Genomic DNA, 24,646 nt, shown 5'->3' with positions numbered 1-24,646 from the left:
TCACACAGCGTGAAAGGGAGGTCGTCGCCATGTCCGGCAGATCCCCATGTGAGTGAACGATCCGAACCTCAAACGATCACTGAAGGTTAAATTTCAAGCTAAGAGGGCATCTGATCAGCGTTCAGGCTGTGTTGACCGATTCACCCGGGTCGATTCGCCAGGTTGGCGTGGATCTCCCGTGAGCTCGCGGCTCATTTTGTTAGCCATGGCCCAGTGGATCATTGCTCGGGAACGCTGGGGGTAAGGCTTCGTAGTCGCGTGCCAGGCGGCGGTGCTGCATCAACCAGCCGAATGTCCGCTGGATCACCCATCCCTTCGGAAGAGGCTGGAATCCTGAGCGGTTGGGCAGTTTCACGACTTCGACGTCGATGCCCAAGCGGGCTCCGTGGTTGATGACGGTGGTCTGGTAGCCGCCGTCGGCCCAGATCTTGACCACGCTGGGATGCGCGGCGGCAACATGCTCCAGGAGCTGCTTGCCGCCGGCGGAATCGTGCGCCGCAAATCCCAGGCCACCCTCACCGGCCACAACGGCAGCGTGATGTCCCTGGCCTACAGCCCCGATGGCCGGACCCTCGCCACCGGCAGCCACGACAAGACAGTTCACCTGTGGGACGCGCTCCTGCCCGAGCCAGCTGGAACGATCAGCAAGATCTGCCATGCCCTCCACCGAGACCTCACCAAACAGGAACGGTCGGTCTACCTACCGGACTAACCAGCCGACCCGGTGTGCCCAGCCTGATTCACGTGTTCGCATCACCGTCCGATGTCATGCCCCCGAATGGGCTGGACCGCGCGAAAGGAGCACGCGGCCTCCCGAATGCGTCCCAGTTGGACAGAATCGAAGAGCAAAAGAGCGATCGCACCAGCTCGGAAAAGGGACTCGAACCTCCGCGCAGCGGATTTCCCTTCCTCTAGGATCCGCGACTCCATTAGCAATGAAGACAGTTCGTTAGCCCTGGATTAGCAAATCCGCAGCTTCCTTAGCAATGACTACGAGCAGTAGCGGTCGGTTGTATGGCAACTTTCGCCAGCCTGCGGGTCGCGGTTCGTCACGATGGTTCCGCGGTGGCGGCGAGCAGGGCGGTGTCGTCGTCGACCCGGTCGGGGGTGTTCAGCAGCTCCAGAGCCAGTTCGGTGATCTGCTGGGGGTCGGTGCGGGCGGTGGCGGGCAGCGCGCCGCAGGTCTGGCGCAGGGCCGCCAGGCAGTCGTCCAGGGACAGCGCCCGGTTTTCCACCAGGCCGTCGGTGTATAGCAGCAGACTGGTGCCGGGCGGGAACGCCACCTCGCGGTCGACTGGGGTGCTGCCCAGTCCCAGCGGCAGCGCCGGGGGCAGCTCCAGGTAGGCGGTGTCGGCGGCTACCAGCAGGGGCGGCAGGTGCCCGCTGGCGGCGTAGCGCAGGCGGTGGCGGTGTGGGTTGTAGACCGCGTACAGGCAGGTGGCGAAGCGTTCGGTGGCGAGCGACTGCAGGTAGGTGTCCAGCCTGGCCAGCACCTGGGCCGGGCCGGCGCCCTCCATCGCGAGGCTGTGCAGGGCGGAGCGGAGTTGGCCCATCACGGTGGCGGCTTCCACGTCGTGGCCCATGACGTCGCCGATGGCCAGCCCCACGGCACCGTCGGGCAGTGCGAGCACGTCGTACCAGTCGCCGCCGACCTCGGCGCCGCGGTTGCTGGCCCGGTAGTGGGTGGCCAGGCGCACCCCGGGCACCTGGGGCAGGCGGTGGGGCAGCAGGGCGCGCTGCAGGGTCAGGGCGAGGCGGCGCTCGTTGTGGTACCGGGTGGAGTTGTCGTAGGCCAGGGCCAGGCGGTGGGCGAGGTTCTCCAGATACTTGTGTTCGACCGCGGAGTAGTCGGTGTGCCGGACCAGTACCAGGGCCCCCAGTGTCTGGTCGTGGGCGTGCAGCGGCAGGGCCAGCACGGCGGCGGGCGGCGGGTGCGGGCCGGCTGGGGCTGGGGCGGTGCCGTTGATCGCGTGGGTGGCGGCGGTGGCCAGGGCCTCGCGGGCAAGAAGAGGGGGGCCGGCGATGTATGCCGGGGGCGACTGCGCCGGGGCGGGTGCCGCGGCGGTGAGGTGGATGCTGATCTGGTCGGCGAAGTCGGGCAGCAGGATCTGGCCGGCAGTCTGCAGTACCTGGTCCGGGTCGAGGGTGGCGGACAGCCGCAGGCCCGCGTCGGCCAGGGAGGCCAGCACGGCCAGCTGGTTGCGGGTCTCGGTGAGTACCTGTTCGCGCAGCCGGGACAGTTCCAACCCAGTGCGGACGCGCGCCAGCAGCTGGCGCGCGGAGAAGGGTTTGGCCAGGTAGTCGTCGGCGCCGGCGTGCCGGCCCTGCACGGATTCCTCCTCGCCGGCGCGGGCGGTGAGCAAGACGATGGGCAGGCGGGCGGTGCGCGGGTCGGCACGCAGCGCCCGGACCAGCTCGAAGCCGTCCATGCGGGGCATCATCACGTCGCTGAGCACCAGCTCGACCGGCTGCGCCAGGGCCATCTCCAGGGCGGCCCGGCCGTCGGCGGCCAGCAGCACGTCGTAGTCGGGCTGCAGGAGCTGGGTGAGGTAGGCGCGCATGTCGGCGTTGTCGTCGACGACCAGCAGGCGGGCCCGGTGGGGGCGGTCGGTTTCGTGCTGGCCGGGGCCGTGGGGGGCATCGTGGGTCGCGGGGGCGTGCGGGGTGCGTGCCGCGGGGGTGGCCGCGGCGGGGACGGGGTCGGCCGCCAGCCAGCCCAGAGCCTCGTCCACGTAGGCCGCGGCGCGGCCGGGCCGGCCGCCTCCGCCTTCCCTGGGGGTTTCCCCGAGGGATCCGGCGCCGGCCGCGGGCGGGTCCGGGCGGGGCCGGTGGGCGGCGGCGAAGGGGAGGTCCATGGTGACGGTGGTGCCCTGGCCGACCCGGCTCTCTACGCCGATGGTGCCGCCGTGCGCTTCCACCAGGTCCTTCACCAGCACCAGGCCGAGGCCGCTGCCCTCGTGGGAGCGGGAGCGGGCGCCGCGGACCCGGTGGAAGCGCTCGAACAGGCGCGGCAGCTCGTCCGCGGGGATGCCGGTGCCGGTGTCGGTCACGGTCAGCCGGGCCCGGTCGCCGGCCGCGGCCACCTGCACCCGGGCGCCGCCGGTGAAGGTGAACTTCAGGGCGTTGCTGAGCAGGTTGAGGATGATCTTCTCCCACATCTCCCGGTCCAGGGACACCGGCTTGGGCAGCGGCGGGCAGTCCACCTCCAGCGTCAGCCCGGCCGCCTCGAAGGCGGAGCGGAACACCCCGGCCAGCTCGGCCGTGGCACCGGCGAGGTCGACCGGCTCGAGGGCCGGGCGCATCTGCCCGGCCTCGGCCCTGGCGACGTCCAGGAGGGTGTTGACCTGCTTCAGCAGGCGCAGGGCGCCGCGCTCGGCCAGCTCCAGCTGCTCGCGCCGCTCGGGCCGGTCCTCGTCGGCCAGGGCCTGCTGGAGCGGGCCCAGGAGCAGGGTGAGCGGGGTGCGGAACTCGTGGCTGACGTTGGCGAAGAAGGTGGTCTTGGCCCGGTCCAGCTCGGCCAGCGCCTCCGCCCGCCGGCGCTGCTCGTCGTGGGCGAGCGCGGCCGTCAGCGCCCCGGCCACGGCGGCGGCGAGCACCTCCAAAAAGTCCCGGTAGGCCCCGGCTGGCGGGAAGCAGGGGTTGACGCCCACCACCAGGACGCCCGCCACCTGGCCCGCGCAGTCCAGCGGCATGGCCAGCGCCTGCTCGACTGGGAGCCGGGGGGCCGCGGCGTGCTGCCCTGCCGTGTTGCCGCCGGTGAGCGCGGCGGCTGGCAGCGTGGCAGGGGCACCGTCGGCGACCACCTGCACCAGCCGGGCCGCGACCTCCGACCCGTCGGCCGCATCCAGCGAGACGGCCTCGGGCGCCGGCCGGAGCCCGGCGGAGGCCACCGGCCGCAGCATCCCCGGCTCGGAGGCCAGGTACAGGCCCAGGAACGGGATCTCCTCGGGATAGGAGCCCAGCACCTCCGCGACGACGCGGGCGACCTCGCCCGGGGTGGGCAGCCCGGCGGTGCGGGCGGCTGTCTCGCTCAGCAGGCGCAGCCGGCGCTCGCCCAGTACCCGGCCGGTGGTCTCGGTGATGATCTGCAGCACGCCGCCGGCGGAGCCGTCGTCCAGCAGCACGGGCTGGAAGGCGGAGTCGAAGTAGCACTGTTCCGGAAAGCCGTGGCGCTCCATGATGAGCGGCTCATCGGGGATCAGCAGGGGCTTGCGGGTGTCGGTCACATAGTGGAAGTGGGAGCTCACGGGGTGGACCCAGACCTCGGGGAACACATCCTTATAGGGCCTGCCGAGCGCCCAGGGGTGTTTGGCGCCGACAATGGGTGAGGAGCCCAGGTTGTACAGCGTGGCGAATTCGGCGCCCCAGTACAGAGCCATCCCGTGCTCAGAGGTGAGCATGAGGCGCAGGGTGTCCACCAGGGGCCCCGGCCAGGACTCGGGGGGCCCGAGCGGCGTCGCCGCCCACTCGATCCCGGCCAGAAGCTCGCCGAACGCGCCGGCCTCGGCGAACATCCGGGCCGCCGCGGTGCGCGGGTCATCGGGCCGGGTCATCAAGAGATCTTCCTCCTGGCGCCTATGTGATCCGCCCGCGCCCTCCCAAGGCTGCCGACGGCCACTCGCTGCGGACCTCCCGGGCAGATCGGACGCCGATCCGACGGTTCTGGCTACGCTCCTGCCAGAATTGCAAGGTTAAAATAGTTAAAACTGCGATTTGCCCAGAAGTGTACGCTTGCAGCCGCACGCCGACGGTGTCGGCCGGGACGGCGGGAAGAAGGTGGCGGGCCGCAAAGGGCAGGTCGTGGACTGCCTGGGTTTGCTGCTGGCGGTGCTGGTCACCGCCGCGAGCGTCCAGGACCGGGATGCCGCTGCTGCAGCGACTGCGTGAACTCCACCGAAGGATCACCCTGGTGTGGGCGACGGCGGATACGCCGACTCGTCGACTGGGGCCCGCAACCGGCTCCGCCTCGCGCTCACGATCGTCAAACGCACCGATGAAGCCACGGGGTTCGTCGTCCTGCCTCGCCGCCTCACCGGCGATGCCACCCCAACCTGGCGCGACCCGACCCCGTGGGACCAAACAACATCCTAGGCATCCGCGCATCTGGGCCCGAAGCCTGCTTCGCAGACTCGCGGGCATCCATGTCTCCGCCGGGGAACGCTCGTAGATCACCAGCCCTGGAGAGCCTGACTCCCCGGACCCAGCTCCCCGCGGGCGCTCGTACAGCCGAGCCCCGTAAACCAGTACGGGCCGTTTCTCCCGCGCCTCGGTCGGGCGACAGCCCTCCGGTCCAAAGGCTGCGCAACACCCCGGCCGCGTGCCGCCACATCGCGCGGACTACGCCACCCACGTCCGGAGCGGTGTCGGGCAACATGGCGCCGAGGCAGTCGCTTCCGATTCCCTGCGTCCTGCCAGCGTCCCGAATTCGCCGTCCAGCCGCTCACATTGGCCAGATGCGGTGACTTCCCGGACTGTGGGGCCAACACATCCGCGCAGGTCAGGCCAGTTCGAACTACCGCCAACGGCAACGCTGTCGAACTCATGGGCAGCGGATTCAGTCCGTTGGGCCAAAGTCCTGAATCCACACCCGCGATGAGACGTTTCTGCAGGTCAGAGGTCTGCACAGTGGGGCGGGTGGGACTCGAACCCACGGCCGACGGATTATGAGTCCTTTGGGGATCTTGGCGGCCCTTGTCGATCAAGGCCTATTCGTGACGTTTTCGCAGGTCAGACGAGGTGATCCGTGCCGATGCCACCGAGCCCTTGTCAGTCTGTTCCTGTTCTTGCAGCCCCAACGCGGCCTCAAGAGCGTTGTTCAACCTGAATTCGCTGGTCATGGGGCTGGCATGGGCGAGGGCTGGGGTGCTCGTGCCGGTCGTGGGCGTGATCGGTAGCAGGTGATCATCCAATGCCACGCAGTAAAGCGCCTGGAGCGGGTGTCCAGTTGGTCGGGAGTACGAGTCTGGTGCGATGCGGTCGAGGAGGCCGCGCCGGGCCCAGAGCCCGAGCTGGGTGCTGATGCTGTTTAAGGGCTTCGGGCCGGTGATATCACCCGCCGCTTCCGCCGCCTACCCCACAGCGCAGCACTCCGGATGATCCGCTTCCACGACCTCCGGCACTCGACCGCGACCCTCCTCCTGGAACAGGGCGTCGAATTCGTCGCCAAGAGGGAACTCCTCGGCCATGTCCACATCGGCGTCACCGCCACCGTCTCCGCCCATGTCCGCCTCTGCCTCCAGCGCGACGCCATCGACCTCCTCGGCCGTACCCTCGGCAAGCCCTTCGAGACCACCACCGACCCCGACGACAGCGACGGTCCGCCCTTAGTGCGGCACCCGTCCGCTGACATTGCCGTCAACTACTGCCGTCAAGAGCCCAGAAAGGCCTCGCCGAGAAGTTCGGCGAGGCCCTTCTGTCATGACCCATATGACCAATTCGCAGGTTTTTTAATGCCTACGAGCCAGCGGCACTAGCTAGCCACAATTGGCGAGTCAAATAGAGCGATCCACCTAAATCGATTGAGCTAAAACGACGCCGTCTATCTTGATATTAGTGCAGGCCGTAGCCCGAACTCGCCAGTCGTCGTCACCGCTGGCAACGAAAGTGGCTCCGCGCGCACATGGAACCCCTCCGGCTGCGCTGCCGGGATCAGTGCGCGTCCGCTCCCGATTCAGGACCAATGTAGATCTCCATGCCGTCAGCATCCCACGCCCTGCTATACCCACCACTCGGGGCAGCCACAACGAAGGTCTCGGATTCCACGGATACCATGCCGCCATCGCCTCCCCCGAACCATTCCACGACGATGGGCCTGCCTGGCTCCAGTGTGCACTCGGCTGCTGTCGGCTCGAAAGCCACCATGATGCACCGGTCCGCGCGGATAACGAATCGCACTTTCATCCTCCAAGGCTATCCATATAGTACTGGAACAAATCCGCCCTTGATCCGGCACTGGGCTTGACCTTTTCCGGATTATTGGGGAACCTCGCCGCTGACTTATTGTGAATATCCTAGTAGAAGTTCCGTCAGTACTGGGCGTCGTCGCGGGTCATGCCGATCCCCCTCATTTTCGCTACCTGCTCGGGAGTCTTGAGCTTGCTACTGAACTTGAACTCGTGATGTCGGTGGTGTCGCGGAGACCGCTGGACGCTGGCCGTTCGAGATCAAGAGCGTGTCTGCAGCCAGTGACGCACGGCAGCCAGTGTCACTTCGATGTCGTCGCTCCATGAACAGACTTCCAGCCATGACAGGTAGCCGCCCTGCGTGAAGACCAGGACCTCACCGGGGCACTCGCCGGCTTCGGTGACGAGCTGCGCTTCGGCCGCCACGACAGTGCTGGGTCCGGTGGGCGCGGGCTCCACCTCGCTGGTGTCGAGTTCGAAGTAGGTGGTACCGCACCCGCATGTGCAGCGCGCTCGCATGCTGAGGTGCGGAACCTGCCTTCGGAGCGCGACATGAACCGGATTGTCCGCGTTCAGGACCGCCGCAAGCACCTCGGCTACGTCTGCAGGCAGGCTTTCGATCATTCCGTCACCGTATCTGACTAGCGACTTTCGGCTTTGACTGTGCTGGCCTATCGCCGACCGGCCAGCCAGTGTGTTCACGCGTCGAGGACCAGGCCGGTGCCGGCAAGGCAGCCGTCGATGACCTCCGGTCGGTACTGCAGCATCTTGAGCTTGCGCTTCACAGCGCGGGTGATCTGGCTGAGGTCAGCGGCGGCGACGTTGCCGATGTTGCGCTTGACCAGCGACCAGATGCCTTCTTGCGGGTTCAGGTCGGGCGCGTAGGTGGGCGGGCGCTGGCCAAGGCGACCTGGCCCGGCGGCCCGAGGGCGGGGCCCCGGTCGCCACACCTGCCGCAGCCGTCGTCCGCTGACGTTGCCGTCAAACGGCGCGAGGCCCTCCCGAGAGGTTCGGGAGGGAGCCTCGTTTCAATGGCTACGAGAATTCCGCCAACCATTCCCAGTCGCCGGGCCGGGAACGCAACCGGATGAATCCCTGTTCGATGCAGTCACTCAGGCTGGAAGATTCAGCGCGAATAAAACCTTGCTCGCCCAGCCCTGGACCCGACATCACCAAAGTCCAGGGCTCACCACCTTCCGCCATCCTCTCGTCGTCCACCTTGAGGATCACGGTGACGCCTGAGCTGCCCAATCTTTCCATGAGCTGCTCAATATCCATCCCTTGTACTCCCATCAGTAGCCCCTCAAGGCTGCCGAGATGTCGCTGACGTCGTGCAGCTGACCTTTGCCAACCCTGTCGATGACACTTCGAAGGTCGGCAGAAGTTGGGCCACTGGTGACGCGGTTCCGACGCATCAGCTCTTCCACGACAGCTTGGGCAGTGCGCTTGTTTCCATTGTTGAACATGTGGCTACCGGCAATATCACGAATTACGACGGCCGACTTGTCCCAGAAGCTGTTGTAGCGGCTGGCGTTAGCCATGGTGTTTGCCGGTGTACCGTTGAGCAGAGTTTCACCACCGAAACCACGGTTGATATCGGTGATCTCGTCAGGGGTCACACCCACCTTGAAGCCGCCGGTCAGCGGGCAGTTGGAATTGTGAACCAGGACTGGTGTCGCGCCCGCCAGCACATAGTACGTGTGGAGGTCGTTGACGGTGAGGTCGTGTGCGGGCTGAAGGTTCTTCCAGTGATGGACCTTGCTGACTTGGGCAGTATCACCGTGGGGGGTGCGGAGGGCGTCCTGTGGGGTGAGGTCGGCCGCGTTTTTCCACTTCTTGTCGTTCTCGGTCCAGAAGGGGTGGTGGTCCCCCGTGGTGAGGGAGCCGCCGCCGTTGGTCTGGTCGAGGGTGATGTCGGTGAAATTGAGGTCGTCGGGGGTGTAGATGGTGGCGTCGACGCGGCGCGGGCCGGTGTCCCCGGTTTCGGGGTTGGTTGCCAGGACGTGGTCGCCGGTCTTGATCTGTTCGATGGGGCGGGTGGTGCGGTCGCCCATCAGGACAGGAGTGCCAGCCGGGAAGCTGTTCTTGCCTGGCTTGATGCATGGGGGCAGCTTCTTACCGAACCGTGTTCCCTTGACTATGTCTTCGACGCCGTCGGCGGCTTTCTTGAGGAGCTTGAGCTTGCCGACGGGGAGTACGCCGACGACGGCCATGGTGCAGTCGCCCCAGGTGGGTTCCTTGATGCACCGTTCGATGTCGGCGCCGCCGGAGATTTCCCAGACGGCCTTGCCGAGAGCTTGGCGAGTTCGGCGTCGGGCTTGGCAAAGACGATCTCGTACTCGTCCTGGGCCATCATGCACGGTGGCACGGTGTCCCGGTTGTAGGGGACGATGCAGCGCTTCTTCTTGTTCTTTGCCGCCGAAGCCTGCTGCTTGCGCTGTTCCTCGGCTTGGTGTTTGGCTTGCGCGATCTCTGCCTCGCGCTTGCTTTTGACGTCGGTCCAGGCCTGGCTCGCGGCTGCTTCGGCCTCGTCCTTGCTCTTGCCGGCCGCGGTCGCTGAGGTGCGTGCCTGCGCAGCGGCGTTGTCCGCCTCCCAGGCGGATTCACGGGCGTAGTTGGCGGAGAACTCGGCCTGTGCGGCGGAGGTTTCGGCGGCGTCGGCGTCGCGGTCGGCATTGGCTGCGGCGTTGCGTGCGGTGGCCGCGGACTGGTTTGCCCGGGCGGAGCTGGCTTCGGCGGCGTCGGCGGATTTCTTGGCGTCGGCCGCGTAGCCCTTGGCTGCTTCGGCGGATTTCTTGGCCTCGGCGGCGGCGGTGGCCGCTTCGGCGGATGCCTGGTTGGCCTTGGCGGCTGCTTCAGCGGCGCGCCAGCGGTTGGCCTGGGCCTTGGCGACGATGAGCTCGCCTTCGGCCAGGAGCCGTTCGACCTGGGCGCGGTGGTGGGCGGTGAGTCCGTCCTTGCGGGCGGCCATGTGCTGGCCGACGGTGACGAACTCGTGCAGCTTGTCCGGGGTGCCGGCCAGGGCTGCCTTGGCGGCGGCCTTGACCTCGTCGCCGCCGTCGTTGACGAGCTTGGAGGCGATGACCACGCTGTCCCAGGTTCCGTCCGCCGACCACCGGCAGTGCCGGTCGTACACCGTTTTCCACTTCGCGAACCGTGACGGAGGCTACGCACGCTGCGGCGGTCGCCAGGGCACGGGCTGAGGAGCGCGCCCGGAAGGGCCTGGATCCGGCAGGCGTTCCACGCTCCGCGACCTTCTCCTCGGCCGCCACATACAGCACACGAGCGCCCGCCCAGCTCTCCCGATCCTCAGCCAGAACGAGAGCTTCACCATCGTCCAACTGCCCGTCGAAGTAGAAGAACAGCAGTGCTCCCGGCCTACGTCGACGCCAGCCGCATCTTCAACATCGGGGGCCCTGCCGTCCGCGAGGCGACCAAGCGGGCATTGAAGGGAACGCCCGAGGACCTGAAGGCATTCCTCAGTTCCTCCGCGACAGCCACGAAGGCCCCGCAGCAACCGTGGATTCGTGTCGTCACGCACACACCATTCTCACCCACCAGCCGGGATTCACAACACAATTGCGTGGATGCCGACCGGACAGGTGTTGGACCCTTCGAGGAGCCCCGACAACGCTGAACCCATGCCAGGACACTTCGCACCCCAGCCCCAACGGCCCCCGCATCGCATGCTGCTGACCGTCGTCGGCGAGACCTTCGTCGTCGCCGCACTCCCAGAGTTCACAGAACCGCCCAGCGCTTCCCCGCGTCGGCGGCGGCTGACCAAGCTACGGCGCGCATTGACGCGCCTCGCAGCGTCCGGATCAACCAGACGCTGGTGGAATCGCTGACGCTTCAGGCTCTGTTTCTGCCTCTCACCCCAAGCCCGGGTTCGGAAACAGGTTGTCAGGAAGCCTGCGGGCTCCTCGTCGTCCTCGTCCGGCCCGTCCTGCGAGGCCAGTTCGGCGGTCGCCTCCAGGTCGAGCTGTCCCGTTGCCGTGGTAGACGAACACGGCGCCGTCGGCGTCGTCCAGTGGCGACGAGTTGCCGAGCCTCCCGTCCATCACCTGCGTGATCAATGCTTGTGCGTTATTCGCGAGTTTGTTCTAGGGTCGCGCTGATCAAGGGGAGGATGGCGCATGGTGCGTGGGGGGCGGTGGGCCGTGGTGTGCGCGGCCGCGGTACTGGTTTTGGCGGGATGCGGGCAGCGGCATCTTCCACCCGAGCCGAAGGAACCGTACGCGGGTGTGGAGCAGTTGCCGGAGAGTCTCGACGCCGACGGCACCACGATCACGGTGGGGGACCCTGAGGCGGCGGTGACGGTGCACCTGTATGAGGATCCGCGCTGCCCGACTTGCAAAGAGTTCGAGACTGCTGGCGGCGCTCTGGGTCTACGGGAGGCAACGGTTCGGCGGGAGGTGAAGTCCACGTACACCCTGGCCTCCTTCCTGGATGACCGGGTCGGCGGAAGCGGCTCGAAGAAGGCGGTCAACGCACTGCGCGCAGCGCTGGAGAAGGGGAAGTTCGCCCAGTACCACGAGGTGCTGTACGCGAACCAGCCTGACGAGTCCGTCGACGGCTACACCGACGCCCACCTGCTCAAGCTGGCCGAGCAGGTCAAGGGCCTGCGCGGCCCGGACTTCGACCTGGCCGTGAAGTCTATGAAGTACCGTGTCTTCGTTGCTGCCTCCGAGCAGGCGTACGAACGGGCTGGGGGTGCGAAGGACCCCAGGGGCCCGGGTACACCGACCGCTGACATCAACGGCAAGCGGATCCCCCCGGACTACAGCGGCATCCTTGTGGACCACATTGCCTTCCCCGCCCTGCTGCAGGAGATCTACGCCGCGCCCTGGAAATGGAAAGGCTTCTAGCATCCGCCGCCCGGAACCGCTCGCCCGTCCTGGCGCGCACCCAGTTCCTGAGCGCGCTCGACGTCCTCACCGCCGGCAGGAACCGGGATGAGGCTTGCCGAGCAGGTGCAGCGAACGGGGCCGTTGAGAAGAACTGGGCCTTCCACCGGGTGAATGAGATCGGCTAGAAGTGCGGAAGCCCGAGGGGGCGTCGCCAAAGCGGCCCCTCCAGGGATGGTCCAGCGCATCCAGGCGCTGGCGGGGGGCCGGGGGCAGCGCCCTCCGGCACCTCACCTGCAGAAAACACACGACAAGAGCGAGCAACTCGCAAACGGCCCCTCACAGTCGGCCTGTTGCTCGCAGGCCTTGCCGCTTAAGAGGTCGTCTTCTCCCAGTGTCTATAGCGGAATCTATTGTTTGATCTGTTGTGTCGGGTCGCGCCAGGAGATGGTGGTTTCGCCGGTGAAGCGGCGGGCCATGAGGTCGGCCATGGCGAGGTGGATCATGGCTTCGGAGCGGGTGCCCGGGCACCCACCTTCTTGCACGCGGTGCCGAACCCGGCGGCCGAGCTGATGAAGGAGGGATGCCCAGCTCGCGTGCGCATCACCCGGGCCGGGTGAACCCGTGCCTAACCGGACGTCGCAGCGGGAGCAGTTCCCGACCGGGCGGCGGACCGAAACACCGGTCGCAGACGGCCGGAAGTGGCGGGCCTGGGGCACCTTCCAGCGGTGGGCGGGGACGCCTGGATCTGTTCGGCGGCCTGCCGGTACATGGGCGGCGTCCATGGACTGGCGCCGGGTGCCGCGGCCGGCCCTGACGACGATCCGGAGGGCAGCGGGACATGGCGGACGACCACACAGGACCCGGCCGCCGCGCGACCCTGCTGGCGGTGGCGCGGTCGATCGGTATGGAGTCCGGACTGGTCGTCGCCTACTACCTGCTGCCCGTGGACGCATCATTCGACGGCGGCACGGTAGCCGGTCTTGTCCTCGGTCTGATCGCCGTGACGGCCCTGTTCGTCTGGACGCTTCGTGCGATCGTCCGCTCCCCGCACCCGCAACTGCGGGCCGCGGAGTCGCTCGCCGCCGTCGTGACGCTGCTCGTGCTGGTCTTCGCCTCCTCGTATTTTCTGTTGGAGCGGTCCGCACCCGGCAGCTTCACCGAGCCCCTGACCCGTACCGACACCCTGTACTTCGCGCTCACCGTGTTCAGCACCGTCGGCTTCGGCGACATCACCGCCCGCACTGACACCGCACGCGTCATGACGATGATCCTGATGGCCGGCGGAATCCTGCTCGTCGGAGTGGCGGTCCGGATGGTGGTCAGCGCCGTCCGCGCCGGCCTGCGGCAACGGGACCCGAAGGACAGGTGAGCGGTGAGTGCGATGGGCGGCACGGCGCCGCAGGTCGTGGAGGCGGTGTTGACGAATGCCCAGTGGACGGTGCCGCCACGGTCGATGACGTACCGGGCGCGGGGCGGGTACGGATTGCCGTCGTGGAGGACATGGGCGCTCATGGCGGCGGCCGCGGACGTGGCTGAACCAGGAGTGGGCTCATCCCACTGGGTGTCGCTCGGGGGGCGCAGGCACACCAGGCGCCCCCGGAGGAGGGGTCGGGAGAGGGCACGGAGCAGCTCGTAACCCGACCGTGTGACATGCCTGGCCGAAATACGGCTGCGCGGCGCGCCGGTCTGCCCTGCTCGCGGCGCTGGGTGCTTGGGTCGGGGCGCCGGGCATGCGACGGCTCCCACGCGCCCTGGCGGGCCGACCGGCTCTCAGCCCTCCATGCGCGTCGCCAATTTCCGGCGTGCGTGCCCTCCCAAACGCTGAAGGAGAAAACGTGGTGGCAGGAAATGGCGACGTACACCATGGGGCGACGTCCGCGCAGCTGCTCAGGGGCCAGAAGGCGCTGGTGACAGGTGCCAACTCGGGAATCGGCCTGGCGACTGCCGTTGCTCTGGGCCGGGCCGGAGCTGACGTGGTGGTGAATTACGTCGTCGGTAAGGACGAGGCCGAGAAGGTCGTTGCGCAGATCAAGGACTTCGGGGTTCGCGCCTACGCCCACGAGGCCGACGTGTCCGACGAGGACCAAGTGGTCGGCATGGTCGCGCGGATGGTCGAGGAGTTCGGCACCATCGACATCATGGTGGCCAACGCGGGCCTTCAGCGGGACGCGGCCCTGACGGACATGACCCTCGCCCAGTGGCAGAAGGTCATCGACGTCAACCTGACCGGCCAGTTCCTCTGCGCGCGCGAGGCCGCCAAGGAGTTCGTTCGCCGCGGTGTGGTGGGGGAGGTGTCCCGGTCGGCCGGGAAGATCATCTGTATGAGCTCGGTCCACCAGATCGTCCCGTGGTCGGGGCACGTGAACTACGCCTCCTCCAAGGGTGGTGTGGGGATGCTGATGCAGACCCTCGCCCAGGAGCTGGCCCCCCAGCGCATCAGGGTGAACGCGGTCGCACCCGGCGCGATCCGCACCCCGATCAACCGCGACGCCTGGTCCACTCCCGAGGCCGAGGCCGACCTGCTGCGCCTCATCCCGTACCACCGGGTGGGCGATCCGGACGACATCGCCAACGCCGTCGTCGCCATGGCGTCCGATCTGCTCGACTACGTCGTGGGCACCACGCTCTACGTCGACGGTGGGATGACGCTCTTCCCCGGCTTCGCCACCGGAGGCTGATCCCCTGTGCAAGACCATGTGACGCCCCGCCGGGTGGTCATCCTCGGCGGGGGGTTCGCGGGGTTGTTCGCCGCTCGCGCGCTTCGGCGGTCACCGGTCGCCGTGACCGTGGTCGACCGCCGCGCCCATCATCTCTTCCAGCCGCTGCTGTACCAGTGCGCCTCCGGGATCCTGTCCGAGGGGCAGATCGCTCAGCCGCTCCGCGGGGTACTGCGACGCCACCACAACGTGAGCTGTCTGCTCGCCGAGGCCACCGACGTGGATGCCGAGGCCCGGCTGGTCCACGCCCGGCGGCCCGACGGCGGAGTTGTCGAGCTGCCCTACGACGATCTGATCGTCGCGGTCGGGATGCGCCAGTCCTACTTCGGGCACGACGAGTTCGCCGCGCACGCCCCCGGCATGAAGACCCTGAACGACGCGCTGGGCATCCGCCGGCGGCTCTATGAGGCGTTCGAGATGGCCGAAATGGCCGCAGACGACCGGGAGCGGCAGCAGTGGCTCACGTTCGCGCTCGTCGGCGGCGGGCCGACCGGTGTCGAACTCGCAGGCCAGATCAGGGAGATCGCCGGCCATACGCTCGACCGGGAGTTCCAGACGATCGACTCCGCCCAGGCCCGTGTGCTGCTCTTCGAGGGCTCCGACGAGGTGCTGGGGGCATTCGGCCCTGTACTGGCACGTCGCGCGGCCCGGACCCTGCAGAGCCTCGGCGTGGAGCTCCACTTGGGCACGATGGTCACCGACATCGATGCGCACGGCTTGACGGTGAAGAGCCGTGACGGCGGAGCGACGCGGTTCGAGGCACGCACCGTGCTGTGGACGGCCGGGGTCGAGGCGCCGCCGATTGCCGCCGCGCTGGCCCGGGCAACCGGTGCCACGCAGGACCGGGCCGGACGCATCGCCGTGCAACCCGACCTCACCCTTCCCGGCCATCCGGAGATCCGCGTCACGGGCGACGTGATGAGCCTGAACCGGCTGCCGGGCCTGGCCGAGGTCGCCATGCAGTCGGGCGCTTACGCGGGCCGGGTCGTGCGCCACGCCGTGGAAGGCAGGACGAAGCAGCCGAAGCCCTTCAAGTACCGGGACCTCGGCAGCGCCGCCTACATCGCCCGCGGCCGGGCCGTCGTCAAGGCCGGTCCGCTCCATCTTTCGGGTTTCACCGGCTGGCTCGCCTGGCTCTTCATCCACCTGGCCTTCCTCACCGGATTCCGCAGCAGGCTGGGAGCGGTGCTCAGCTGGTCCGTCTCCTTCGCCACCAGCTCGCGACGCGAGCGCGCCTTCACCTTGCCCGACAGCGAGGCGTCTACCGGCAGGGCGTCTGGGCCGCCTCCCTGACGAAAGCCCCGGCCGCCCCCTCCGCATCCTGTCCCTCCCCAGCCCCGCCACCCCCGCGGGGCAGACCATCGAGGCGCACATGCTCAGCACCGCCGCCATTCTGGCGAACACCCCGCCCCAACTCCTGCCGGCTCGTGAGCTGATGGCCTTCACGCTGGCCTCGCACATTCTGCTGGTCCCGTTCGGAGTGGCGCTGCCGTTCATCACGCTGCTGATGCATCACCGGGCGCTTCGCCGCAACGACCCCGTTGCGCTCAAACTCGCACGGCGCTGGTCGGCGGTCATGGCTGTCCAGTTCGCCATCGGCGTCGTCACCGGCACCGTGCTGTCCTTCGAACTCGGCCTGCTGTGGCCCGGCATGCTGGGCCGCTGGGGCGACGTCTTCGGCCTCGGGTTCGGCGTCGAGGCCTGGGCGTTCTTCCTGGAGGCCGTCCTGATCGCGATCTACCTCTACGGCTGGCGCCGGCTCAAGCCGTGGACGCACTTCTGGCTGGCCGTACCGCTGCCGCTGGCCGCCCTGATGGGGGCGTTCGGCATCATCGCGGCCAACTCCTGGATGAACACCCCGCAGGGGTTCAAACTCGACGCCCAGGGCAATCCCGTCCACGTCAATGTGCGACAGGCGATCTTCACACCGATCTTCGGCCCGGAGTACTGGCACTTCGTGGTCGCGATGTTCCTGACCGCCGGCTACGTGGTCGCCGGCGTGTACGCGGTCGGCTGGCTGCGCGGGCGCCGCGACCGCTATCACCGGCTCGGCTTCACCCTGCCGTTCACCGTGGCCACGATCCTCACCCCGGTCCAGTTCATGCTCGGCGACTCCGCCGCCCGCGCCGTCTTCCACAAGCAGCCGGTCAAGTTCGCCGCCATGGAGATCGTCTGGAAGACCGACACCCACGTGCCCGAGTACATGTTCGGACGGCTGAACAGCGACGGCACGATCTCCGGGGGGCTCAAGATCCCGCAGCTGGACTCCATCCTCGCCGGCTTCAAGCCCAGCACAAAGGTGACCGGCCTGACGTCGGTGCCTGCCGCCGACCGCCCCACCGCCGTCCAGGCCACCATCGCCCACTGGGCCTTCGACATCATGGTCACCATCGGCAGCCTGCTGATCCTGCTCGCGCTCTGGTACGCCTGGTCCTGGTGGCGGCACCGGGACAACCCTGGCAGCCGCTGGTTCTACCGCTGCGCCGCGATCGCGGGAGCCGCGTGCCTTCTCACCGTGGAGTGCGGCTGGATCACCACAGAGGTCGGCCGCCAGCCCTGGATCGTCTACAACCACATGAGGGTCTCGGAGGCCGTCACCACCACCCACGCCGGATCGCTGTGGGCGATGCTCGGCATCGTGATCGTCGTGTACGTGGCCGTCTTCGGCTCGTTCCTCGCGGTCGTCCTGAAGATGCGCACGCGCTGGCGCATCGCCGACGAGGGCGCGGCCGCCGCGCGCGCCGAACCGCCCCCTGAGACCGACACCCCCTACGGGCCCAGAAGCGAGCCCGAGCCCGCGGCCGCCGGGGCCGCGCCCGGTGGTGGGTCCGACAACGCCTCCGGCGGTGCGTCGTAATGGCCGAATTCATCGCATGGGTCCTGGTGGTCGCGATCGCCGCCTACGCCTGTGCGGGGGGTACCGACTACGGCGCCGGCTTCTGGGACCTCATGGCCGGAGGGGCGGAGCGCGGCAAGCGGCCCCGCTGGCTGATCGACCACGCCATGGCACCGGTCTGGGAGACCAACAACGTCTGGTTGATCTTCGTCTTCGTCGTCATGTGGACCGGCTTCCCGACCATGTTCCAGGCCGTCTTCGAGGCAATGTGGCTGCCGCTCGCGCTCGCGGCCGTCGGGCTGGTGCTCCGCGGCGCCGGATTCGCCCTGCGCAAGCCGTCCCACAGACTGGCCCAGCGACGGGTCTACGGCGCGATGTTCGCCGTCTCATCGCTGCTCACGCCCTTTTTCCTCGGGGCGGTGCTCGGCGGCATCGCTTCCGGTCACGTCAAGGTCGGCACGACCGCCTCCGCGGACGCCTGGGCCAACGGAACCTCCGTCCTCACGGGTCTGCTGGCCATCGCCGCCACCGCGTTCCTCGGAGCGGTCTTCCTCTGCTCCGACGCGCGACGCTTCGACGCGGACGACCTCGTCGACTATTTCCGGGTGCGGGCGCTGCTCGCCTTCGCCGCCGTCGTCGTCCTCGCACTCATCGCCCTGCCCGTCACCCACGACGACGCCCGGTACGTCTGGGACGGCCTCACCGGGGGCTGGGGCCTGCTTCTGATCATCCTGGCGGCAGTCTGCGGTCTGGCCACGGCGCTGCTGCTATGGCGCCGGTCCCACGGCTGGACCCGATACACCTCGGTGGCGAGCGTCGCCCTCACGGTCGGCGCCTGGGGCTTCGCGCAGCGGCCCTACCTGCTGCCCACCACACTGACGGTGGCCGAGGCGGCCGGCGCTGCACACACCCTGAACTGGCTGGTGATCGTCACGGCCATCGCGATCGTGCTGGTCGGCCCGGCGCTGGTGCTGCTCTACCGGCTCGACACCCTGGGTGAGTTGGAGCCGCTCGCCGACGCCGACACCGGGGCCGCCAGAACACCCGGGGACAACCGGTAGCGGCGCTGCGCCGGTTCACGCGGACGAAGCCGGCGGCGGGTGGACGTGCCACCCGCCGCGGGCTCCGTCGTCGCTGCGTGCGACACCCCGTCAGCGCAGTCGGGCAGCGATGTGGTCGCCGACCCGAAGGGCGTTGGCGATGGCGGTAAGTGACGGGTTCACCGCGCCGATGCTGGGGAAGAAGCTCGTGTCCACGACGTACAGGTTGTCCAGGTCGTGGGCCTTGCAATTGCTATCGAGGGCCGAACTCTTCGGGTCCTCGCCGAACCGCACGGTGCCGGCCTGGTGCGCGGTGGCCCCGATCGGCATGCCCTTGTGCAGGTAGATGCTGTGCGGCAGCAGGTGGTGCTCGTGCATGCCCAGATGACCGAGCATCCCCTGGAGCTTGTGCTGGAGGCGCTTGAGCCCTGCGACGTTGTTCTTCTCGTCGAGAGCCAGGTGGATGGCGTCGTCCTTGTCGAGGGTGACACGGCTCTCCGGCAGCGGGAGGTCCTCCCCGCACAACCAGAAGTCGACGGCGTGGTGTGCCAGTACCTCGAACGGCATGTCGGGCGAGACCGCGCCGGCCCAGCGAGGTGCCTCGCCGTGGATCTGATCGGTGTCCGACTTGCCCAGCATCTGGATGCCGCCGAGCGGGTAGTCCCAGTCGTCCGCGCCCAGGTACCAGTCGTTCAGCGCCAGGGTCTTCTGGAACCTGGTGGGGTTCGGTTCCTTCGACACCGCCATCAGCGCCAGGTTGTTGTGACGCATGTAGTGGCGTCCCACCACGTCCGAACTGTTGGCCAGGCCGCCGGGGTGCTTGTCGTTCGCAGAACGCAGCAGCAGCACGGCGGAGTTGACCGCGCCGGCGGCGACCACCACGATGTCGGCGCCGAATTCCTCGGTCGTTCCGTTGCTGAGCTCGGCGACGACCTTGGTGACGGTGCGTCCGGTCGGGTCGGTCTCCAGGCGCCGTACATGGGCGTTCGTCACCATCGTGACGTTGTCGTGCTTCAGCGCAGGGTCGACGCAGATCACCTGCGCATCGGACTTGGCGCCCAACAGGCAGGGGAAGCCGTCGACCCGGTCGCAGCGGATGCAGACGCTGGAATGGGTGGCCCCGCCGTTCTCGTCCTGGGTGAGATTCACGCCGATGGGCAGATGGAACGGGCGCAGACCGGCCTTCTCCAGGTCGTCGCTGAGCTGCTGGATCCGTGGCTCGTGCGCGACGGGCGGGTAGGCATACTGCGCGCTGGTCGGCCCTCCCGTGGGGTCCTCGCCGTGCCGGCCGTGCACCAGATAGAGGCGCTCCGCCTGGGTGTAGTACGGCTCCAGGTCCTCGTAGCGGATCGGCCAGGCCGGTGAGAGGCCGTCGTGGTGGCGCAGAACGCCGAAGTCCTCGGGCCGAAGACGGAAGAGCGCGGCGCCGTAGAACTTGGTGTTGCCCCCGACGTAGTAGTTCACCTCCGGCGGGAACTCATTGCCGTGCTTGTCGTACCAGAACTCGGGAGCACGGTACTTGCCCTTGACGAAGACCGCGGTGGAATCCCAATTGTCCCGCTCCCGCGGCAGGTAGTCGCCCCGCTCCAGGATCAGGATCCGCTTGCCCGTGGGTGCCAGCCGGTGGGCGAGCGTACCGCCGCCCGCTCCGGTTCCAATGATGATGACGTCGAAGTGCTGATCGTCAGCCATGCGAAGGTCCCGTTCCAGGAGTCGTTGCTGCCCTGGCATAGCGCCGGCCCGGAGGGGCCCGTGACGTGCTACGTCGGACGCATATACGTATGATCGGGATGTTTAGTACCTGTTTTCAGGCTATCGGTAACCCTTGAGGGCGGCGACCGGGCCGGTGTTGAACGGGTTGCCCATTCAACCGATCGCCCGCACGGCACTCGACGCCTCGTCGACGATGCTCTGCGGGTCGGTGGCCGCGTCGACGGTCAGCCCGGGCCGTCCGGTCGCAGCAGTTCGAGGGCGGTGTACTGGGAGTCCACCAGCCGGCCCGGCATGAAATGGCCCACGCGTCCGGCGACCCGTTGGTGGGCGGTCGCCCGTTCGAGCGCCAGGTGCAGGAACCACACGCCTGCGTCCGCGCCGCGGAACAAGTCCCGGTATTCGTGCGGAGAGCCGGGCACGCCATCACCCCGCCGCGACCGGAGCCGGTCGCCTCCCGGATCCAGTCGGCGAGGGACATCAGCCACGGTCGGCGATCCTCGTCGTCGAGTGGACGGCCGGCAGCCATCTTGGCGCGGTTCGCGGCCGTCGTCATCCCCTACACCTTCACGGATGTCACAGTTGTGCTGCTCCCGCGCCTGCCGCGACTGCGGGTCGTCCAGTCCCAGTCAGCCGGTGTCGATGACTCACGGGTGGCGGCCAGCACACGGGCGGGGGTGAGCGATCCAAAGCTCCCCGCTCGCCGTTGGCCCAGGCGGCGCGCGGGAGCAGGTGCCGCTACAGCACGGCGAACTCGGCCGCGGTCAGCGGCGGCGGTCCTGCCGGACTCGCACGCGTGACCATCGCTCAGCGCCCGTCCTCCACGTCGAGTTCCTTGTCGAGGGTGAGGGCGGCCATGATCAGGGACAGGTGAGTGAAGGCCTGGGGGAAGTTACCCAGTTGCTCCCCGCTGGGACCGATCTCCTCGGCGAACAACCCGACGTGGTTGGCGTAGGTCTGCATCTTCTCGAAGGTGTAACGGGCCTGGGTCAGCCGCCCCGCCCGGGCCAGCGCGTCGACGTAGAGGAAGGTGCACAGGCTGAACGTGCCCTCCGAGCCGCGCAGCCCGTCCGGTGATGCCGACGGGTCGTAGCGGTAGACGAGACTGTCGGAGACGAGCTTGCGGTACATCGCGTCAAGCGTGGAGAGCCACGGCGCGGCCCGGGGAGCGACGAACCCGACCCTGGGCATGAGCAGCAGCGAGGCGTCCAGGACATCGCCGTCGTAGTGCTGGACGAAAGCGCGCTCCTTCTCGCTCCAGCCGCGCTCCATGACCTGATCGAATACGGCGTCCCTCGCCTCGCGCCACCGCTCCAGGTCGGCGGGCCTGCGGAAGGAATCGGCAAGCCGCATTCCGTGGTCGAAGGCGAGCCACGACATCACCCGGCTGTAGGTGAAGTCCTGGCGGCCGCCGCGGGTCTCCCAGATGCCCTCGTCCGGCCGGTCCCAGTTTTCGGCGAACCAGTCAAGCGTCCTGGCAATCGCCTGCCACCCCTCGAAGCTGGCCTGCGGCGCGATCTCGGCCCCCTGGGACACCGCGTAGAGGGCCTCGCCGTAGATGTCCAGCTGGAGCTGGTCGGCGGCGCCGTTGCCGATGCGAACGGGGAATGAGCCGCGGTAGCCCTCGAAGTGATCGAGTGTCTCCTCCGGCAGGTCGGGACTGCCGTCGATCCGGTACATCGTCTGGAGCGGCTCGCCCTCCTTCCCCTCGCACTCACGCAGCCGGTCCACCAGCCAGTGGACGAAGGCGGTGGCCTCCTCGACGAAGCCGAGATCCAGCATGGCCCGCACGGACAGCGAGCCGTCGCGTACCCAGGTGAATCGGTAGTCCCAGTTCCGCTCGCCGCCGACCTGCTCGGGCAGACCCGTGGTGGCCGCCGCGATCAGCGCGCCGGTGGGGGCGTAGGTGAGGAGCTTGAGGGTGATGGCCGAGCGGTGCACCAGCTCGGGCCACCGTCCCCGGTAGCGGGACTGGCGCAGCCATTGCTGCCAGAACCGGGCGACTTCCTCCATCTGTGCGGTGAGCCCGTCGACCGTGGGGGGTGCGGGCGCCTCACCGCCGGACGCGCAGACGGTGAACACGGCGCCCCCGGACTCGCCGGAGTTCAGCGTCACCCTTCCGCGCACATCCCGGCCGTCCCGCTCCAGCGGGAAGGTGGACTGCAGGTGCGCGTCGATCCCCGGTGCCCGGAACAGAGCGCCCCCCTCGCCGAGCTCGAGTTCGTGCTCGGCCCGGCCGTAGTCGAAGCGCGGCCGGCACTCGAGGGTGAAGTCGACCGTCCCCCGCACGGCACGGATCAGGCGAATCAGGGTGTGCCGGTCGGTGGCGGTGCGGGTCCGGCCCGGGGGCATGAAGTCGACCACCTCGCCCACGCCGTCCGGCGACAGGAACCGGGTGACGAGGATGGCCGTGTCGGGGTAGTAGAGCTGCTTGCAGGTCCCGTCAGGGTGCTCGGGGGCCAGCCGCATGTACCCGCCGCCGTCGTGGTCGAGCAGCGCGGCGAAGACGCTGGGCGAATCGAACCTGGGAGCCGCGAACCAGTCGACGACGCCTTGTGACGAGACGAGCGCGGCGGTCTGCAGGTCGCCCACCAGGCCGTGGTCGGCGATGGGAGGGTAGCGGTCCATGGCTGCTCCGAAGTCTCGGAAGAAGCCCCCTGCATCCACTGTCCGACAACCTGCTCGTCCTTGTCACATCGAAGCGGTCGACGACCGGTCGCCCACGGCCGTCGACCACAACACTCCGCAGTGGCCGGCACCCTTGCGGCGCAACGTCGACGGGTCTCAAGGCCGCCGCAGCCGGGGCCCTGGCGGGCGCCTGAAGTGACCGTGGCCCACTGACTGGAGCCGTACCTCTCGGCTTGCTGACCGCCTTGCCCCGCGTACGTTGCTGGCTGGGGCGGCCGGGCGTGCCCGGGCACCGCGTGCCCCGGTGCGGCCGCCGGCCGAGTGATGGAGGTTGCATGCAGATGATCCACCTCCGACTGGTGTGCGTCCTGATCTCAGCTGTCGGGCGGTCGGGCTCCTGACCGACGACCGCTATGTCTTCAACCTGGTGGCCCTTCCCGAGTTGGCGCACAACCCAGACGGTGACGCGGTCGAGTGCGACATCCTGGCGGGTGCGGCCAACGCCGTGCTGCGCGGTCTCCGTAGCTGGAACTCGACCGACGCGGATCCATCGTCATCGAGCCGGTCGAAATGGCCATCTCCGGCGTCGCTGCCGAGGTGGAGCAGCACCAGCTCGGGGCGCTCGCCCACGCGCCCGTCTGGGAGGAGGTCGAAGCACGCATTCGCTCCGAGGGCACACCTATGGGCCGAGTTTCTACGTGTCGATACCCCAGGGGCCTGCTGCGCGGGGTACGAGGCCAGTCAGTGGCTGGCTGCGAGTTCGCCGCTGAGTTTGCCGTGGTTGTGGGCGCTGGGGTCGTTGAGGCCGGTGATCTCAACGGTCTCGCCCAGGGCGCTGCCCAGGCCGCAGGACTCGCCGGCAATACCAGCCTCACCACCGGGGACGCCGAACGACTCCCCTACCCGGACGGAACCTTCGACGCGTTGGTGTGCGAGTGCGCCCTGTGAACCTTCCCGACGAAGCCCAAGCCGCCGCCGAGGTCGCCCAGTCTCCGCTCAAGCGCCCCCGGTGCGGGGCGCGGCCTCGCGCAGACGCAGTGCCTGGGCGTCGTAATCCTGGAGGACCTGTCGAAGCTGTTCCAGCGCCTCCTCGGGAATGTCGGAGGGAGCGGACTCGGCCACGAATCGGGCGGCAGCCACCAGGGCAGCGAACTCGAAGGCGTGAGCGGTCGCGCGCAGGACGCCCGGCCGGGCCCACTCGAGCTGCATGGTTATCCCTTCGATGCCAGGTAGTCCTTGATCTGCCCGAGTTCCTGCTCGAAGTCGTCGTAATCCTCACGGATACCGTTGAGGTACGCGCTCCAGCCGAGGCTGTTCTTCGCGTAGTGGACGGCTTCCTGAATCTCCTCGTCGGTGGCCCCGAACAGCTTCGCGGCCTCGGTGTGGAAGAGCGTGCAGTAACGGCACTTCGTCTCCGAGTGCAACGCGATCCCGATCAGCTCTTTGTACTTGTTCGGGATGAGCGTCTGACCGAGCTCGATCTTCTTGAAGATCTCCCACTCGTAGTCCAGCAGGTCATCGGGGATCCGTGAGAAGAAATGGGGCACCAGACCCAGCGTCTCCTTGATGTCCGCCTCGACCTCGCTCCGGCTCCGTCCCGCCATGGCGACCACTCCTCTCAACGCAGCGAAACCGACACCCTCCTTCCACGTTAGAGCGGGCCGACGGCCAGTGCGACCGCTGCCACGACTGCCTCCTCCGGCTCATTTGGGTGGCAGGCTTGCCGCGAGGGCGTGTCCCGCCTCGATCCAAGCGTCGAGAGCTCGTCCTGGGAGGGACAGTGCGGAGGACGCGACGACGACCACCCGCGTATCGGACGGCCTGTGAAGTCGAAGTCCCTCGTCCCGGGCCGGTCCAGAGCGGCGTCGGTGGCGGCGGGGCCGACGGACCATCAGCTCGTCTCCGATCTAGGCCCCTCCCACGCCAGCGGGATCACTCGCTCCACGCTGTGGGCGCCGGGACG

General features: G+C 68.2%; 22 protein-coding genes and 1 pseudogene. 11 read left to right on the top strand and 12 right to left on the bottom strand.

Annotation, left to right across the window (positions count from 1 at the left end):
• Positions 1-199: 199 nt before the first annotated feature.
• Positions 200-436, bottom strand: coding sequence for a hypothetical protein (locus tag OG293_RS25140; protein ID WP_406001045.1), 237 nt, complete (start codon positions 434-436; stop codon positions 200-202).
• Between the two features lie 6 nt (positions 437-442).
• On the opposite strand from OG293_RS25140, the gene OG293_RS25135 reads away from it, so the two are divergent.
• The gene (locus OG293_RS25135; RefSeq protein WP_406001044.1) at positions 443-712 is read left to right on the top strand and encodes a WD40 repeat domain-containing protein; all 270 of its coding nucleotides are present in this window, start codon (positions 443-445) and stop codon (positions 710-712) included.
• 337 nt (positions 713-1,049) lie between these two features.
• Here the strand turns inward: OG293_RS25135 and OG293_RS25130 are convergent, their stop codons facing one another.
• Positions 1,050-4,553 (bottom strand): SpoIIE family protein phosphatase, encoded by a 3,504-nt coding sequence (locus OG293_RS25130; RefSeq protein ID WP_406001043.1) that lies wholly within the window; start codon positions 4,551-4,553, stop codon positions 1,050-1,052.
• 202 nt (positions 4,554-4,755) lie between these two features.
• Between OG293_RS25130 and OG293_RS25125 the strand changes: the two are divergent.
• A pseudogene (locus OG293_RS25125) lies at positions 4,756-4,884 on the top strand (IS5/IS1182 family transposase); the annotation flags it as partial.
• A gap of 1,208 nt (positions 4,885-6,092) precedes the next feature.
• The gene (locus OG293_RS25120) at positions 6,093-6,473 is read left to right on the top strand and encodes a hypothetical protein (RefSeq protein ID WP_406001042.1); all 381 of its coding nucleotides are present in this window, start codon (positions 6,093-6,095) and stop codon (positions 6,471-6,473) included.
• A 690-nt stretch (positions 6,474-7,163) separates the two neighbouring features.
• Here the strand turns inward: OG293_RS25120 and OG293_RS25115 are convergent.
• The 5 genes from OG293_RS25115 to OG293_RS25095 form a co-directional block, all read right to left on the bottom strand.
• A complete protein-coding gene (locus OG293_RS25115) occupies positions 7,164-7,526 on the bottom strand; it encodes a hypothetical protein (RefSeq protein WP_406001041.1) in 363 nt (120 codons plus the stop codon).
• Between the two features lie 74 nt (positions 7,527-7,600).
• Positions 7,601-7,852, bottom strand: coding sequence for a transposase (locus OG293_RS25110; RefSeq protein ID WP_406001040.1), 252 nt, complete (start codon positions 7,850-7,852; stop codon positions 7,601-7,603).
• Between the two features lie 85 nt (positions 7,853-7,937).
• Positions 7,938-8,180: a hypothetical protein gene (locus OG293_RS25105; protein ID WP_406001039.1), complete on the bottom strand. Its 243-nt coding sequence runs from the start codon at positions 8,178-8,180 to the stop codon at positions 7,938-7,940.
• A gap of 14 nt (positions 8,181-8,194) precedes the next feature.
• A complete protein-coding gene (locus tag OG293_RS25100; protein WP_406001038.1) occupies positions 8,195-9,115 on the bottom strand; it encodes a polymorphic toxin-type HINT domain-containing protein in 921 nt (306 codons plus the stop codon).
• Complete coding sequence (locus tag OG293_RS25095) at positions 9,040-10,038, bottom strand: hypothetical protein (protein WP_406001037.1); 999 nt, start codon at positions 10,036-10,038, stop codon at positions 9,040-9,042. Before OG293_RS25095 ends, OG293_RS25100 begins: the two co-directional genes overlap by 76 nt.
• Before the next feature lie 231 nt (positions 10,039-10,269).
• Here OG293_RS25095 and OG293_RS25090 point away from each other — a divergent pair, with 231 nt between their 5' ends.
• From OG293_RS25090 to OG293_RS25060, 7 genes are all read left to right on the top strand, one after another.
• Positions 10,270-10,539 carry an ALF repeat-containing protein gene (locus OG293_RS25090; RefSeq protein WP_406001036.1) on the top strand — a complete coding sequence of 90 codons (270 nt, stop codon included), beginning with the start codon at positions 10,270-10,272 and terminating at the stop codon, positions 10,537-10,539.
• 499 nt (positions 10,540-11,038) lie between these two features.
• The gene (locus OG293_RS25085) at positions 11,039-11,770 is read left to right on the top strand and encodes a thioredoxin domain-containing protein (protein WP_406001035.1); all 732 of its coding nucleotides are present in this window, start codon (positions 11,039-11,041) and stop codon (positions 11,768-11,770) included.
• A gap of 820 nt (positions 11,771-12,590) precedes the next feature.
• Positions 12,591-13,121 (top strand): potassium channel family protein, encoded by a 531-nt coding sequence (locus tag OG293_RS25080; protein ID WP_406001034.1) that lies wholly within the window; start codon positions 12,591-12,593, stop codon positions 13,119-13,121.
• Between the two features lie 514 nt (positions 13,122-13,635).
• Positions 13,636-14,430, top strand: a complete 795-nt coding sequence (locus OG293_RS25075) for an SDR family oxidoreductase (protein ID WP_406003704.1) — start codon at positions 13,636-13,638, stop codon at positions 14,428-14,430.
• Between the two features lie 6 nt (positions 14,431-14,436).
• Entirely contained in the window at positions 14,437-15,762 is a 1,326-nt protein-coding gene (locus OG293_RS25070) for an NAD(P)/FAD-dependent oxidoreductase (RefSeq protein WP_406001033.1), read from the top strand.
• Positions 15,763-15,841: 79 nt separating this feature from the next.
• Positions 15,842-17,326 carry a cytochrome ubiquinol oxidase subunit I gene (locus tag OG293_RS25065; protein ID WP_406001032.1) on the top strand — a complete coding sequence of 495 codons (1,485 nt, stop codon included), beginning with the start codon at positions 15,842-15,844 and terminating at the stop codon, positions 17,324-17,326.
• Complete coding sequence (locus OG293_RS25060; RefSeq protein WP_406001031.1) at positions 17,326-18,366, top strand: cytochrome d ubiquinol oxidase subunit II; 1,041 nt, start codon at positions 17,326-17,328, stop codon at positions 18,364-18,366. The genes OG293_RS25065 and OG293_RS25060 overlap by 1 nt, the downstream gene beginning before the upstream one ends.
• Positions 18,367-18,456: 90 nt before the next feature.
• Here OG293_RS25060 and OG293_RS25055 read toward each other — a convergent pair whose 3' ends face one another.
• The 3 genes from OG293_RS25055 to OG293_RS25045 all read right to left on the bottom strand — a co-directional run bounded on the left by OG293_RS25055 (position 18,457) and on the right by OG293_RS25045 (position 22,683).
• Positions 18,457-20,037, bottom strand: a complete 1,581-nt coding sequence (locus OG293_RS25055) for a GMC oxidoreductase (protein ID WP_406001030.1) — start codon at positions 20,035-20,037, stop codon at positions 18,457-18,459.
• 245 nt (positions 20,038-20,282) lie between these two features.
• Complete coding sequence (locus OG293_RS25050) at positions 20,283-20,477, bottom strand: hypothetical protein (protein WP_406001029.1); 195 nt, start codon at positions 20,475-20,477, stop codon at positions 20,283-20,285.
• A gap of 385 nt (positions 20,478-20,862) precedes the next feature.
• Entirely contained in the window at positions 20,863-22,683 is a 1,821-nt protein-coding gene (locus tag OG293_RS25045) for a glycoside hydrolase family 15 protein (protein WP_406001028.1), read from the bottom strand.
• A gap of 570 nt (positions 22,684-23,253) precedes the next feature.
• On the opposite strand from OG293_RS25045, the gene OG293_RS25040 reads away from it, so the two are divergent.
• Complete coding sequence (locus OG293_RS25040) at positions 23,254-23,631, top strand: hypothetical protein (protein WP_406001027.1); 378 nt, start codon at positions 23,254-23,256, stop codon at positions 23,629-23,631.
• A 48-nt stretch (positions 23,632-23,679) separates the two neighbouring features.
• Here the strand turns inward: OG293_RS25040 and OG293_RS25035 are convergent, their stop codons facing one another.
• Both OG293_RS25035 and OG293_RS25030 read right to left on the bottom strand, forming a co-directional pair.
• Positions 23,680-23,892, bottom strand: coding sequence for a hypothetical protein (locus OG293_RS25035; RefSeq protein ID WP_406001026.1), 213 nt, complete (start codon positions 23,890-23,892; stop codon positions 23,680-23,682).
• Between the two features lie 2 nt (positions 23,893-23,894).
• A complete protein-coding gene (locus OG293_RS25030; protein ID WP_406001025.1) occupies positions 23,895-24,287 on the bottom strand; it encodes a carboxymuconolactone decarboxylase family protein in 393 nt (130 codons plus the stop codon).
• Positions 24,288-24,646: the final 359 nt, after the last annotated feature.

Source organism: Streptomyces sp. NBC_00829, from assembly GCF_045161795.1.
GTDB lineage: Bacteria > Actinomycetota > Actinomycetes > Streptomycetales > Streptomycetaceae > Streptomyces.
The sequence above is the reverse complement of the archived record's forward strand: the minus strand, read 5'-3'. Positions and strand labels throughout refer to the sequence as shown.

Excerpts from the sequence above, each read along its gene's own strand:
- OG293_RS25065 (WP_406001032.1), top strand. The coding sequence starts at position 15,842 with ATGCTCAGCACCGCCGCCATTCTGGCGAACACCCCGCCCCAACTCCTG.
- OG293_RS25060 (WP_406001031.1), top strand. The coding sequence starts at position 17,326 with ATGGCCGAATTCATCGCATGGGTCCTGGTGGTCGCGATCGCCGCCTAC.
- OG293_RS25035 (WP_406001026.1), bottom strand. The coding sequence starts at position 23,892 with ATGCAGCTCGAGTGGGCCCGGCCGGGCGTCCTGCGCGCGACCGCTCAC.
- OG293_RS25080 (WP_406001034.1), top strand. The coding sequence starts at position 12,591 with ATGGCGGACGACCACACAGGACCCGGCCGCCGCGCGACCCTGCTGGCG.
- OG293_RS25130 (WP_406001043.1), bottom strand. The coding sequence starts at position 4,553 with ATGACCCGGCCCGATGACCCGCGCACCGCGGCGGCCCGGATGTTCGCC.
- OG293_RS25055 (WP_406001030.1), bottom strand. The coding sequence starts at position 20,037 with ATGGCTGACGATCAGCACTTCGACGTCATCATCATTGGAACCGGAGCG.
- OG293_RS25030 (WP_406001025.1), bottom strand. The coding sequence starts at position 24,287 with ATGGCGGGACGGAGCCGGAGCGAGGTCGAGGCGGACATCAAGGAGACG.
- OG293_RS25105 (WP_406001039.1), bottom strand. The coding sequence starts at position 8,180 with ATGGATATTGAGCAGCTCATGGAAAGATTGGGCAGCTCAGGCGTCACC.
- OG293_RS25045 (WP_406001028.1), bottom strand. The coding sequence starts at position 22,683 with ATGGACCGCTACCCTCCCATCGCCGACCACGGCCTGGTGGGCGACCTG.
- OG293_RS25100 (WP_406001038.1), bottom strand. The coding sequence starts at position 9,115 with ATGGCCGTCGTCGGCGTACTCCCCGTCGGCAAGCTCAAGCTCCTCAAG.
- OG293_RS25115 (WP_406001041.1), bottom strand. The coding sequence starts at position 7,526 with ATGATCGAAAGCCTGCCTGCAGACGTAGCCGAGGTGCTTGCGGCGGTC.
- OG293_RS25040 (WP_406001027.1), top strand. The coding sequence starts at position 23,254 with ATGGCCATCTCCGGCGTCGCTGCCGAGGTGGAGCAGCACCAGCTCGGG.
- OG293_RS25135 (WP_406001044.1), top strand. The coding sequence starts at position 443 with ATGCGCGGCGGCAACATGCTCCAGGAGCTGCTTGCCGCCGGCGGAATC.
- OG293_RS25085 (WP_406001035.1), top strand. The coding sequence starts at position 11,039 with ATGGTGCGTGGGGGGCGGTGGGCCGTGGTGTGCGCGGCCGCGGTACTG.
- OG293_RS25120 (WP_406001042.1), top strand. The coding sequence starts at position 6,093 with ATGATCCGCTTCCACGACCTCCGGCACTCGACCGCGACCCTCCTCCTG.